Origin of the sequence: Streptomyces sp. LBL (assembly GCF_029893585.1) — a bacterium.
Classification (GTDB): domain Bacteria; phylum Actinomycetota; class Actinomycetes; order Streptomycetales; family Streptomycetaceae; genus Streptomyces.
On the sequence record NZ_JARXYX010000035.1, the window covers coordinates 34777 to 46909 of the forward strand.

The 12133-nt window shown below is 70.7% G+C and carries 13 protein-coding genes; 8 read left to right on the top strand and 5 right to left on the bottom strand.

The window, feature by feature from the left end; all coding sequences use genetic code 11:
* Window positions 1-30: 30 nt before the first annotated feature.
* From M2271_RS33890 to M2271_RS33915, 6 genes are all read left to right on the top strand, one after another.
* On the top strand, window positions 31-1380 hold the full coding sequence (locus tag M2271_RS33890) for an amidohydrolase family protein (RefSeq protein ID WP_280891252.1): 1350 nt from the start codon (window positions 31-33) through the stop codon (window positions 1378-1380).
* A gap of 38 nt (window positions 1381-1418) precedes the next feature.
* Window positions 1419-2342 carry a TIGR03619 family F420-dependent LLM class oxidoreductase gene (locus M2271_RS33895; protein WP_280891318.1) on the top strand — a complete coding sequence of 308 codons (924 nt, stop codon included), beginning with the start codon at window positions 1419-1421 and terminating at the stop codon, window positions 2340-2342.
* A 1-nt stretch (window position 2343) separates the two neighbouring features.
* Window positions 2344-3096, top strand: a complete 753-nt coding sequence (locus M2271_RS33900; protein WP_280891253.1) for a glucose 1-dehydrogenase — start codon at window positions 2344-2346, stop codon at window positions 3094-3096.
* Between the two features lie 99 nt (window positions 3097-3195).
* A complete protein-coding gene (locus M2271_RS33905; protein ID WP_280891254.1) occupies window positions 3196-4314 on the top strand; it encodes an LLM class flavin-dependent oxidoreductase in 1119 nt (372 codons plus the stop codon).
* A 134-nt stretch (window positions 4315-4448) separates the two neighbouring features.
* The gene (locus M2271_RS33910) at window positions 4449-6179 is read left to right on the top strand and encodes a D-aminoacylase (protein WP_348539213.1); all 1731 of its coding nucleotides are present in this window, start codon (window positions 4449-4451) and stop codon (window positions 6177-6179) included.
* Window positions 6176-7627, top strand: coding sequence for an aldehyde dehydrogenase family protein (locus M2271_RS33915; protein WP_280891256.1), 1452 nt, complete (start codon window positions 6176-6178; stop codon window positions 7625-7627). The genes M2271_RS33910 and M2271_RS33915 overlap by 4 nt, the downstream gene beginning before the upstream one ends.
* Window positions 7628-7703: 76 nt before the next feature.
* Here the strand turns inward: M2271_RS33915 and M2271_RS33920 are convergent, their stop codons facing one another.
* The 4 genes from M2271_RS33920 to M2271_RS33935 form a co-directional block, all read right to left on the bottom strand.
* A complete protein-coding gene (locus M2271_RS33920) occupies window positions 7704-8003 on the bottom strand; it encodes a type II toxin-antitoxin system PemK/MazF family toxin (protein ID WP_280891257.1) in 300 nt (99 codons plus the stop codon).
* The gene (locus M2271_RS33925) at window positions 8000-8230 is read right to left on the bottom strand and encodes a hypothetical protein (RefSeq protein ID WP_280891258.1); all 231 of its coding nucleotides are present in this window, start codon (window positions 8228-8230) and stop codon (window positions 8000-8002) included. Before M2271_RS33925 ends, M2271_RS33920 begins: the two co-directional genes overlap by 4 nt.
* 78 nt (window positions 8231-8308) lie before the next feature.
* A complete protein-coding gene (locus M2271_RS33930; RefSeq protein ID WP_280891259.1) occupies window positions 8309-8551 on the bottom strand; it encodes a DUF397 domain-containing protein in 243 nt (80 codons plus the stop codon).
* Window positions 8552-8561: 10 nt separating this feature from the next.
* Window positions 8562-9134 (bottom strand): DUF5753 domain-containing protein, encoded by a 573-nt coding sequence (locus tag M2271_RS33935; RefSeq protein WP_280891260.1) that lies wholly within the window; start codon window positions 9132-9134, stop codon window positions 8562-8564.
* A 40-nt stretch (window positions 9135-9174) separates the two neighbouring features.
* Here M2271_RS33935 and M2271_RS33940 point away from each other — a divergent pair, with 40 nt between their 5' ends.
* Window positions 9175-9360: a hypothetical protein gene (locus tag M2271_RS33940; protein ID WP_280891261.1), complete on the top strand. Its 186-nt coding sequence runs from the start codon at window positions 9175-9177 to the stop codon at window positions 9358-9360.
* A 105-nt stretch (window positions 9361-9465) separates the two neighbouring features.
* On the opposite strand, the gene M2271_RS33945 is transcribed toward M2271_RS33940, so the two are convergent.
* Window positions 9466-11010 carry a CehA/McbA family metallohydrolase gene (locus tag M2271_RS33945; RefSeq protein ID WP_280891262.1) on the bottom strand — a complete coding sequence of 515 codons (1545 nt, stop codon included), beginning with the start codon at window positions 11008-11010 and terminating at the stop codon, window positions 9466-9468.
* Between the two features lie 131 nt (window positions 11011-11141).
* Here M2271_RS33945 and M2271_RS33950 point away from each other — a divergent pair, with 131 nt between their 5' ends.
* Window positions 11142-12026 carry an LLM class F420-dependent oxidoreductase gene (locus tag M2271_RS33950; protein WP_280891263.1) on the top strand — a complete coding sequence of 295 codons (885 nt, stop codon included), beginning with the start codon at window positions 11142-11144 and terminating at the stop codon, window positions 12024-12026.
* The last annotated feature ends 107 nt before the right edge of the window (window positions 12027-12133 follow it).

Below are 12133 nucleotides of genomic sequence, written 5' to 3' on the forward strand. Positions count from 1 at the left end.
GATCGTCAGATCGGCGCTACCGTCAGCGCCATGGAGACCAAAGACGGCGCGCACACCCAAACCCCCGCCCGCACCCCCACCGAAACCTCCACCCCCACCGAGACCCCCACCCTCACCGAAACCTCAGCCCCCACCCATCCCTCAACCCAACCCCCCACCCCCCTCCCCCTGATCATCTCCGTCGACGACCACACCGTGGAGCCCGCCACCGTCTGGCAGGACCGGCTCCCGAAGAAGTACCGGGACACCGGCCCCCGGATCGTGCGCGCGCCCCTGCGGGAGATGACCTTCCTCGGCGGCCGCTTCAAGCCCGTCATGGGCACCCCGGGCACGGACGACGGTCCCCTCGGCGACTGGTGGGTCTACGAGGACCTGAACCGGCCCCTGACCCGCCTCGACACCGCCGTCGGCTACAGCAGGGACGAGATCAAGCTGGAGGTCATCACGTACGAGCAGATGCGGCCCGGTTCGTACGACGTCCCCGCCCGCCTCGCCGACATGGACGTCAACCACGTCCAGTCCGCCCTCTGCTTCCCGACCTTCCCGCGCTTCTGCGGCCAGACCTTCACCGAGGCCGCGGACCACGAACTCGGGCTGCTGTGCATCCAGGCCTACAACGACTGGACGGTGGAGGAGTGGTGCGGCCCCGAGGCCCACGGCCGGCTCATCCCGCTCACCCTCATCCCCCTCTGGGACGCGGAACTCGCCGCGCAGGAGGTCCGGCGCAACGCGGCCCGCGGGGTCCGGGCGGTCGCCTTCTCCGAGATACCTCCGCACCTGGGCCTGCCTTCCGTCCACACCGACGACTGGGACCCGTTCCTCGCCGCCTGCGACGAGACCGGCACGGTGGTCGCCATGCACATCGGCTCCAGCAGCCGGATGCCCTCCACCTCCGACGACGCCCCGCCCGCGGTCGGCTCCACCATCACCTTCGCCAACTGCTGCTTCTCGATGGTCGACTGGTTGATGAGCGGCAAGTTCGAACGCTTCCCGAACCTCAAGGTCATGTACGCGGAGGGCCAGATCGGCTGGATCCCCTACATCCTGGAGCGCGCCGACATCGTCTGGGAGGAGAACCGCGGTTGGGGCGGCGTCGCCGACAAGGTCCACCGGCCGCCGTCCGAACTCTTCGCCGAGCACGTCTACGGCTGCTTCTTCGACGATGCCTTCGGGCTGAGGAACCTCGACTCCATCGGCGTCGGGAACGTCCTGTACGAGACCGACTACCCCCACTCCGACTCCACCTGGCCCAAGTCCCGCGAGGTCGGCGAGGCCCAGATGGGGCACCTGGAGGCGGACGTGGTGGAACGGATCGTCCGCCGGAACGCCATCGACCTGCTCGGACTCACCCCGGACGGACTGTGGGACGGTTCGCGGTGATACGGACCGAGGGACGGACCGGGGGACGGCCCGAGGTGATCCAGTACGGCATCCAGCTCCCCGTCCAGTCCCAGAGCACGATCTACGCCGAACCCTGGGAGGCGTCCGCCGGCCCGTCCGACCTCGTCGAGATCGCGCGGACCGCCGACCGGGCCGGGTTCTCCTACGTCGCCTGCTGCGACCACGTCGCCGTCCCGCGCCGGCTCGCGCCCGCGATGAGCACGGTCTGGTACGACCCGGTGGCCACCCTCGCCTTCCTGGCCGCCGCCACCGAACGGGTGCGGCTGCTCAGCCATGTCGCCGTCGTCGGCCTGCGGCACCCGCTCGTCACCGCCAAGCAGTACGCCACCCTCGACCAGCTGAGCGGCGGACGGCTGGTCCTGGGGGTCGGCGCCGGGCATGTGGTGGAGGAGTTCGAGGCGCTCGGGGTCGACTTCCGGCAGCGCGGGGCCGTCCTCGACGAGTCGATCGACGCCCTGCGTGCCGCCCTGGGGCCCGACGAGTTCCCCGAACACCACGGCAAGCTCTTCGACTTCCAGGATCTCGGCCAGCGCCCCCGGCCCGCTCAGCCCCGCGTCCCCCTCTGGGTCGGCGGCTCCTCGCCCGCCGCCGTGCGCCGGGCCGCGCTCAAGGGCGACGGCTGGCTGCCGCAGGGGGACCCGCGGGAGCGGCTGCCCGCGCAGATCGAACGGATCAGGGAGATTCGCGCGGAGCACTCCCGCCAGGGCCCCTTCACCGTCGGTGCCATCGCCGAACCGCTGTACGTCGGCACCCCGGCCTGGGACGTCGGCCGGCGCACGCTCAGCGGGCCGCCCGACGAGCTCGCCGAGTCCCTGCGCGCCTACCGCGCGATGGGAGTCCACCAGATCCAGGTCCGCTTCCGCAGCCGCGGCCGGGCCGAACTCACGGACCAGATCACCGCGTTCGGGGCCCAGGTGGCCCCGCTTCTCACCGAGGAGTGACATGGGCAAGCTGGACGGACGTGTCGTGCTCGTCACCGGCGCGGCACGCGGGCAGGGGGAGCAGGAGGCCCGGCTGTTCCGGGAGGAGGGCGCCGAGGTCGTCGTCGCCGATGTGCTGGACGACCAGGGGCAGGACCTCGCGAAGGAGCTCGGCGCGCTGTACGTGCACCTCGACGTGAGCCGGGAGGACGAGTGGGAGTCGGCGGTCGCCGCCGTCCTCACGGCGTACGGCCGCATCGACGGGCTCGTCAACAACGCCGGCATCCTGCGCTTCAACACTCTCGTCGACACGCCTCTTGACGAGTTCATGCAGATCGTGCAGGTCAACCAGGTCGGAGTGTTCCTCGGCATCAAGACCGCCGGGCCCCGGATCGCGGAGGCCGGGGGCGGCACGATCGTCAACACCGCCTCGTACACCGGGATGACCGGCATGGCGTACGTGGGGGCGTACGCGGCCACCAAGCACGCCATCGTCGGGCTCACCCGGGTGGCCGCGCTGGAGCTGGCGGGCCAGGGGGTGCGGGTCAACGCCGTGTGCCCGGGGGCCGTCGACACCGCGATGAGCAATCCGGGTGGTGGCGCAGGGGAAGCGCTGGACGGGCTGTACCGCAAGCTCGTGCCGCTCGGCCGGATCGGGAGGCCGGAAGAGGTCGCCCGCCTCGCGCTCTTCCTCAGCTGCGAGGACTCCTCCTACATCACCGGGCAGCCGTTCGTGATCGACGGCGGGTGGCTGGCGGGTGTCGGCATCAGCTGACGGCTCGTCAGGTATTGACGCTCCCGGTGGCCGATGGAACAGTTCGAAGCCATGAATCTGACGATCCGTCAGAAATAACCGTGGGGACGGTGAACCTCCGTGGAATTCGGGCTCTTTGTACAGGGATACGTGGGCAAGCGCGCCGAGACCGATCCGCTGGCCGAACACAAGGCGCTGATGGAGGAGACCGAGTACGTCATCCAGGCGGACAGGTCCAACTTCAAGTACGCCTGGGCCTCCGAGCACCACTTCCTGGAGGAGTACTCGCACCTCTCGGCGAACGACGTCTTCCTCGGGTACCTGGCGCACGCCACCGAGCGCATTCACCTCGGGTCCGGGATCTTCAATCCCCTCGCCCAGGTCAACCATCCCGTGAAGGTCGCGGAGAAGGTCGCCATGCTCGACCATCTCACCGGCAACCGCTTCGAGTTCGGCAGCGGACGCGGCGCCGGCTCGCACGAGATCCTCGGCTTCCTTCCCGGCATCACCGACATGAACCACACCAAGGAGATCTGGGAAGAGACCATCGCCGAGTTCCCGAAGATGTGGCTCCAGGACGAGTACGAGGGCTTCCGGGGCAAGCACTGGCAGCTCCCGCCCCGCAAGGTGCTCCCCAAGCCGTACGGGAAGTCCCACCCCGCGATGTGGTACGCCGCCGGGTCGCCGCCCTCGTACGAGATGGCCGCGCGGAAGGGCCTCGGGGTGCTCGGGTTCAGCGTGCAGAAGGTCTCCGACATGGAGTGGGTGCTGGAGAAGTACAAGAACGCGATCGTGGACGCCGAGCCGGTCGGGGACTTCGTCAACGACAACGTGATGGTGACGACGACGGCGATCTGCGCGCCGACGCACGCCGAGGCGATCGAGATCGCGGTCAGCGGGGCGCTGCACTATCTGCCGTCGCTGGTGTTCCGGTACCACGACACGTTTCCCCGTCCCGAGGGGTTCCCGGTGTGGCCGGAGACGCTGCCCGCGTACAACGAGGAGCTCATCGAGCTCCTCATCGCCGAGGAGCTGCTGATCTGCGGGGACCCGGACGAGGTGCTCACCCAGTGCAAGCGGTGGGAACAGGCCGGGGCCGACCAGCTGAGCTTCGGGCTGCCGGTCGGCGTGCCGAAGGAGAAGACGCTCCAGACGATCCGGCTCGTCGGGGAGCACGTGATTCCGAAGATCGACACGGATCCGGTGCACCGCACCACACGGTTCCGCCAGGGCGCGTAATCGCGGCGGGGCGCGTGATCGGCGCGGCGGAGCCGCATATCGACACGGTCCCGCGCCCCTTTGGGAATGTTTGGGAACGTTTGGGAACACCTGGGAACGCGCCCTGCGCATCGGAACTTGAGGAGGCAAGGTCCATGCTCGATCACGTCATCAAAGGCGCGACCGTCGTCGACGGTACGGGCGCTCCCGCGTACGTCGCCGACGTCGGTGTCCGGGACGGTCGTATCGCCGTCATCGGAGGCGTCACCGAGGAGGCCCGGACCACCGAGGACGCGGAAGGCCTGGTCCTCGCCCCCGGGTTCGTCGATCCGCACACGCACTACGACGCCCAGCTGTTCTGGGACCCGTACGCCACTCCCTCCCTCAACCACGGCGTGACCACGGTCGCCGCCGGGAACTGCGGGTTCACCCTGGCGCCGCTCCACCCGGACCGCCCGGACGATGCCGACTACACGCGGCGGATGATGTCCAAGGTGGAGGGCATGTCGCTGGTCGCCCTGGAGGAGGGGGCGCCCTGGAGCTGGAACTCCTTCGGGGAGTATCTGGACGCCCTGGAGGGACGGATCGCGGTCAACGCGGGCTTCATGGTGGGGCATTGCGCGCTGCGGCGGTACGCGATGGGGCCGGAGGCCGTCGGGGGGCAGCCGAGCGAGGAGCAGCTCGCGGTGATGCTGCGGTTGTTCCACGAGGCCATGGACGCCGGGGCGTGGGGTCTGTCCACCACCCAGTCGTCCACCCACTCCGACGGCGACGGGAAACCGGTCGCCTCCCGGCACGCGCTCCCCGCCGAGCTGCTGGCGCTCTCCCGGGCGGTCGGTGAGCACGAGGGCACCCAGATCGAGGCGATCGTCGCGGGCTGCCTGGACCAGTTCAGTGACGCCGAGATCGATCTCCTGGTGGAGATGAGCGCGACGGCGGGACGGCCCCTGAACTGGAACGTCCTCACCGTCGACGCGTCCGTCCCCGAGCGGGTGCCCCGGCAGTTGTCCGCGAGTGAGCAGGCCCGGAAGGCGGGCGGCCGGGTCGTGGCGCTGACCATGCCGATCCTGACCCCGATGAACATGTCCCTGGGCACCTTCTGCGCCCTCAACCTCATCCCCGGGTGGGGGCCCGTCCTCGGCCTGCCGGTGCCGGACCGCATCGCGCGGCTGCGCGACCCGGACGTACGCGCCGAGCTGCTGGCGCACGCCGTGTCCAAGGAGGCCGGCGTCTTCCGGCGGCTGACGAACTTCGGGCGGTACGTCATCGGCGACACGTACAGCGAGGCGAACCGTGGGCTCAGCGGGCGGGTGGTGCGGGAGATCGCGGCGGAGCGCGGGCAGGAACCGTTCGAGTGCCTGGTGGAGATCTGCGCCGCCGACGAGCTGCGTACGGTCCTGTGGCCCATGCCGACCGACAACGACCCGGCGTCCTGGGCGCTGCGTGCCGAGACCTGGCGGCACGAGGACGTCCTCCTCGGCGGATCGGACGCCGGGGCGCATCTGGACCGGATGTGCGGGGCCCCGTACACGACCCGCTTCCTCGGGGACTGTCTGCGCGGGCGGAAGCTGGTGGGGCTGGAGCAGGCCGTGAAGATGCTGACGGACGATCCGGCGCAGTTGTTCGGACTCCGGGAGCGGGGCCGGATCCGGGAGGGCTTCCATGCGGACCTGGTCCTCTTCGACCCGGAACGGATCGCCGCGGGTACGGCCACCCTGGTGCACGACCTGCCGGGTGACAGCCCGCGGCTCGACTCCCAGGCCATCGGGATCCGCGCCGTGTGGGTCAACGGGGCCGAGGCGATCCGGGACGACGTGGTGACCGGGGCCGTACCGGGGAAGGTCCTGCGGTCGGGGCGGGACACCCGGACGGTGGCGACCAGGTGACCGGGGGACAGCGGCTGTTCGTCGGCGGGGCCTGGGTGGAGCCCGAGGGCGGCCACTACGAGGTCGTCGACCCGGCGACGGAGGAGAGTGTCGGGTGGGCTCCGGAGGCCTCGCGTGATCAGGTGCGCGCGGCCTGTGCCGCGGCCCGCGAGGCCTTCGGGTCGTGGTCGCGTACGGCGACCGGGGAACGGGCGGCGGTGCTGGCGCGGGCCGCGGAGATCATCGGCGGTCACCTGGCGCCGTACACCGAGCTGGCCCGGGCGGAGACCGGGGCGACCACGGCGACGGCCCGGGGGATGCAGGTCGGGGTGGCCGCCGCCCGGTTCCGGCGGTACGCGCGGGTGGAGCCCGCCGAGTGGGCGATCCCGCCGCAGATCAACGAGGCCGGGCCGATGGGGAGGGCGGCGGTGATGGGCGCGCTGGCCGTGCGCCAGCCCGTCGGGGTCGTCACCTGTATCACCTCGTACAACAACCCCTGGGCGAACCCGGCGGGCAAGGTCGCCCCGGCGCTCGCGATGGGCAACACGGTGGTGGTGAAACCGGCCCCGCAGGACCCCCTCTCCGTCTACCGGATGGCTGAGGCGCTGGAGGCGGCGGGCGTGCCGCCCGGGGTCGTGAACGTCGTCTCCGGCCGCTCGGTGGAGGTCGGCGAGGCGGCCGTGGACTCGCCGGACGTCGACATGGTCAGCTTCACCGGCTCCACGGCGGTCGGGCAGCGCATCGCCTCCGTCTGCGGGCGCGACATGAAACGGCAGTTGATGGAGCTGGGCGGGAAGGGCGCGGCGGTCGTCTTCGACGACGCGGACGTCCGCGCGGCGGTGGCCGGGATCGGGACGACGTTCTCCTTCTACAGCGGGCAGATCTGTACGGCGCCGACGCGGGTGCTGGCACAACGGGGGGTGTATGACCGTCTCGTCGAACAACTGGCCGCGTACGCGGGCCGCCTGAAGGTGGGCGCTCCGGCCGAACCGGACACGATCGTCGGCCCGGTGATCTCCGCCACCCACCGGGACCGCGTGGAGTCGTACGTCGAACTGGGCCGCAAGGAGGGCGCGGTGGTGGTGACGGGCGGCGAACGCCCGCCCCTGGACCGGGGTTTCTACGTTGCCCCCACCCTCCTCGCCGACTGCACCAACGACATGCGCGTGGCCCGCGAGGAGATCTTCGGCCCGGTCGTGTCGGTCATCCCCTTCGACGAGGAGGAGGAGGGCGTGGCCCTGGCCAACGACACCGACTACGGCCTCATCGACTACGTCTGGTCGGCGGACGTGGCCCGCGCCTTCCGCGTCGCCCGGCAACTGCGGGCGGGCGGGGTGGGTGTGAACACCGTCGGCCGCAACATGGAGGCGCCGTTCGGGGGGTTCAAGAAGAGCGGGGTCGGCCGGGACGTGGGGTCGTACGCCCTGCACGCGTACAGCGAGGTGCAGGCGATCGTGTGGCCGGGGTGAGGAGCGCCTGGTCGCTCTCGGACCGTTTGCTCGCTCTCGGGCCGGGCTGCCTGGGCAGCCCACCGGGTTACCCGGGTCACAGATCGAAGACGGCTCGCAGGCCGATCTCCACCGCCTCCATGACGCGCTCGTCCACAGGACCCAGGTCTTCGGTGAAACGGACGGCGGACAGCGTCCGGAACTCACCGAGCACGACCGTGCCGACCGAAGGCGTGCCGACCGGGATGTCCACGAGTGTGGCGTCGCGAACCTGCTGCGGGTAGATCAGCACGCAGGTCGCGGACTTGTTCTGTTCGTTGAGCGGGTCGGACGAGATCACCAGAACGTGCGCGGGACCTCCGGCGAACGACAGCTCGTAGACGTGCCCCCGCTTCACCGGGGGGCCACCCGCGCCCACCGTTCCAAGGTGGCCTCTTCGCTCTCGGCGGGTTCTGCGGCCGTCGCCACGATTCCGGCTTCGGCCCGCATCCGAGCGGACCTCTCCAGTTCCTCGGCGAGCATCTGCCGACGCAGTATGCGGGCCGTGTAGGCGGAGGCGTTCCCCTTCGACTTCACGAAGGCGGCCACTTCATCGGGCAGGCTCATCGTCATGTTGACCGTCATGCCGGGATCATACGGTGCTTCATGTGCGACGTATGGCGAAACGGTCGGTATCCGGCGCGGTAGCTCGGCCGACGTGGCTCATGGCCTGTCCGCCGCCTTCAGTGCGCTGAGCAGGGCGCCGAATGCGGCGGGGTCGGTTGTGAGGACGGTCTGGGCGGGGTCGGCGCTTTCGATGAGGTGGATGGTGGTGGAGGCGGCCGATATGTGGACGCAGGATTCGCCCTGGCCGCAGTAGGACGACTTCTGTGCTGCGGCCGCGACATGGACGCAGGATTCGCCCTGGGCGCAGTAGGACGATTTCTGCCATGCGTAGTCGGTCATGAGGGCCCTCTCACAGTTCGGTGGCCAGCTTGTGGATGAAGTCCCGGGTCTTCTCCGGGGGGAGAGCCACGGATTCCATGCGGTGCAGCAGGTTCCGGTACGTGTCCAGTTCGGCCTCGGCGTCGACCAGTACAGGTCCGTGCGACTGGTCCAGCGAGACAGTGTCGAGCCGGGGGACAGGGCCGTGGATGTACAGGAACGTCTGGCCCGAACCCGGGTAGGCCCCGATGGCGAACGGAATCGCCTGGATCGTGATGCCCTTTCGCTCGCTCTGCTCCACCAGGTGCTCCAGTTGACGCTTGGCGACGGCGTGGCCACCGACCGGAATGCGGAGAGCGGCTTCGTGGATGATCGCGCGGAACGGAGTCGGTTCGTTCTGGTCCAGTAGCGCCTGGCGCTGTAGTCGATGACTCACCCGGTGCTCGATGTCTGATCGCGAGAACTCGGGAACGACCTGTCGGAAGATCTCGCGGGCGTGGTCGGTGGTCTGGAGCAGTCCCGGGATGTGTGCGGTGTTGGCGGACCACAGTGCGGTGGCGTGGTGCTCCAACTCCGCGATGTTCAGGAGTGTCGGGGGGAGCACTCTCCGGAAGGTCTCCCACCAGCCACGGGACTACCCGAGGGTGCCTCCCGGCTTCTCGGACCGGGACAGCCCGACGCCCCCACTGGACGCGGAGGACGGTCGTGGCCTGCACCTCGTCCGCGCCTGCGCGAACGCATGGGGGACCTCTGTGCTCCGAGAGCTGGGCGCGTCGAAGGGCGGCAAGCTGCTGTGGGCCGAGTGCGGTGGCGAGGCGACGACGTGGTGATGCGGGCCACGCGTGGTGAGACATCCAGGCGCACGTAGAAAGCACGGCAGAAGACGATGTGCTCCCGCGTCACCGGGATGCTCGGAACCGACCGGCCACCGCCGCCTACGCCCGCCCCAGGAACACCGGGTTCGTGAACGCCGCCAATGCCCCCGGTACCGGACCCGCCGCCGTCTCGTGCCGCAACTCCGCGCGGACGTAGGCCGCGTACGAGGGCGTCGTGTGCCACTCCACGACCCCCGAACCGGCCACCGGCAGCGGCGCGCTGGTGAACAGGACGCCCTGGTCCGTGACGAAGCGGACGGTGCAGCGTGGGGCGCCCGTGACCTCCAGGCGGACCGTCACCGGGGTGTCGCGGGCGACCGCGAGCCGCCCGCCGATGCCCGCGTGTTCGCCCCGTCCGCTGCTCGCCGTGAAGGACAGGGACAGCGTCTGGGACTCGGCGACGTACGAGCGGCCGGCCCGGATGCCGTCCTGGATCGCCTCGCGGGTCAGGTCGTCGGCCAGGACCACCGTCTGGGGCAGGCCGACCGAGTCCGGGTCGCGGTGGGTGTCGCTGCTGCCCATCGCCGGGATCCAGTCCCGGCTGCCGTCCCGAACGGACGCGACGAGCATGCTGTCCCAGTCCGCGAGGGTCACCTCGTCGTCGGGTGTGTAGGGGCCGTTCCACACCTCCACCGCGTCCGCCTCGCCGAACCCGAACTTCCAGTTGCAGCCGACGCAGGTGGCGTGCGGGTGGGCCGGTACGACCAGGCCGCCCGCGCGACGGATCCGGCGGGCGAAGCGGCCGAAGCGGTTGTCGCGGGCCCGGTAGCGCCAGTCGACGAAGGTGCCGGGATCGATACCGAGGGCGACCACGTGGCCGTTCCTCGTGGTGACCTCCTCGCCGAGCATGATCAGCAGGTCGTCGCCCGCCTCGGACGCCCAGTGCGCGTGCGCCGAGTGCGTGTTGTGCTCCGAGGAGTTGATGAAGTCCAGGCCGGCCGCCCGGGCGAGCGCGGCGATCTCCGCGGGGGTGCGGCGGCCGTCCGAGTACCAGGAGTGCAGATGGCAGTCGCCCCGGTACCAGGCCCGGCCCCGGCCCTTCGCCCGGGACGGCGGGTACGTGGGGCGGAAGGTCTCGCCGGGTGCGCCGTAGGTCAGCGTGATCGTGATCTCGTACGTCAGTCCCTGCGGGGCGACCGTGTACGGGCCGAGGGCGATGTGCCAGGTGCCCTCCCGCACCGGTCCGGGGAGGTATCCGGGCGTCGCGTCGTCCGCCCGGACGACGAACTCCGTGCGCGCCCCGCCCGACCAGCCCCGGAAGCCCTCGCCGCCCACCTCCGTGCCACGCTCGTCGAAGATGCCGATGTCGAGGGCGTTGCCCGGGGTGCCCGCCGGGACGGACGGCCGGTCGTAGGTGTACGCGACCTTGATCTCCCGCACTCCGGTGGGGACCTCGACGGGCAGGTACACGAAGTCGGGGGAGCCGGGAGGCAGGGTGCCGCGCACCGTTCTGGTCTCCTGGCCCCCGTCGGCCGCTCCGGCCGCTGAAGCGAAGCTCACACTTCCCAACGTAAGGGCGGCGGCGGCTCCCGTCACGAACAGCGCGCGTCTTCCGACGCCGTGGTGGACGTCGTTGTCGTGGTGGACCTCGTTGTCGTCACACATGCCTCCACCGTGCCGGACGCGTGTGAACTGCCATGGAAAAGCAGGGGAATTGGCGCATACCCGTCATGGTCGGAACGAGATGCCGACCAGTCGGTATGGACAGGTGGGATCCGAGCCGGTACAGATGATCCATGCGCATCTCCGTGACGATCTTCCTCACCGACGAGACGATCGCCCCGACCCGGCTCGCCCGTGAGCTGGAGCAGCGGGGCTTCTCCGGCCTGTACCTGCCCGAGCACACCCACATCCCCGTGGAGCGGACCTCGCCGTACCCGGCCGGCGGCGAGCTGCCGCCCGAGTACGGCCGTACGCTCGACCCCTTCGTCGCGCTCGGCCAGGCAGCGGCCGTCACCGAGCGGCTCGGGCTCGGTACGGGCATCACGCTCGTCGCCCAACACGACCCCATCGACCTCGCCAAGCAGATCGCCACGCTCGACCACCTCTCCGGCGGGCGGTTCACCCTCGGCCTCGGCTTCGGCTGGAACGTCGAGGAGGCCGCCGACCACGGTGTGGAGTGGCGCACACGGCGCGAGCTCGTCCGGGACCGGATGGCGTTGATGCGGGCCCTGTGGAGCGAGACGCCCACCGCGTACGAGGGCGCGTTCGGGAGCGTGCGGGCCAGTTCCGCGTACCCCAAGCCCGTACAGAAGCCGCGCGGGCCGGTCGTCGGCCCGCGCACGCTCGTCGGCGGGGCCGCCGGTCCGAAGCTGTTCGCGCACATCTGCGGGTACGCCGACGGGTGGCTGCCGATCGGTGGGCGGGGCCTCGGTGAGTCCCTGCCCCGGCTGCGTGCCGAGTGGGCCGACGCGGGCCGCGACCCGGCCGCCCTCCAGGTCGTTCCGTACGCCGTCCAGCCCGCGCCCGGCAAGCTCGCGCACTACGCGGAACTCGGCATCGAGGAGGTCGTGGTGCAGCTGCCGCCCGCCGGGGAGGCGGACACCCTCAAGGCGCTCGACGGCTATACCCCCTTTCTCCCGTCTGCCGGTGTTCTCCCCGCTGTGCCTGACATCGAGTAATCAGGTGACGGACGGCGGGCGGGGCGTGGCGGACGGCGGGCGGGGCGTGGCGGACGGGGGCCGGGGCGTGGCGGACGGGGGCCGGGGCGGGGCGGACGACGGGCGGG

What these genes read in the sequence shown, in the direction of transcription:
- M2271_RS33890 (WP_280891252.1), top strand. Translation starts at nt 31, where the DNA reads ATGGAGACCAAAGACGGCGCGCACACCCAAACCCCCGCCCGCACCCCC.
- M2271_RS33900 (WP_280891253.1), top strand. Translation starts at nt 2,344, where the DNA reads ATGGGCAAGCTGGACGGACGTGTCGTGCTCGTCACCGGCGCGGCACGC.
- M2271_RS33910 (WP_348539213.1), top strand. Translation starts at nt 4,449, where the DNA reads ATGCTCGATCACGTCATCAAAGGCGCGACCGTCGTCGACGGTACGGGC.
- M2271_RS33925 (WP_280891258.1), bottom strand. Translation starts at nt 8,230, where the DNA reads ATGACGGTCAACATGACGATGAGCCTGCCCGATGAAGTGGCCGCCTTC.
- M2271_RS33930 (WP_280891259.1), bottom strand. Translation starts at nt 8,551, where the DNA reads ATGACCGACTACGCATGGCAGAAATCGTCCTACTGCGCCCAGGGCGAA.
- M2271_RS33945 (WP_280891262.1), bottom strand. Translation starts at nt 11,010, where the DNA reads ATGTGTGACGACAACGAGGTCCACCACGACAACGACGTCCACCACGGC.
- M2271_RS33950 (WP_280891263.1), top strand. Translation starts at nt 11,142, where the DNA reads ATGCGCATCTCCGTGACGATCTTCCTCACCGACGAGACGATCGCCCCG.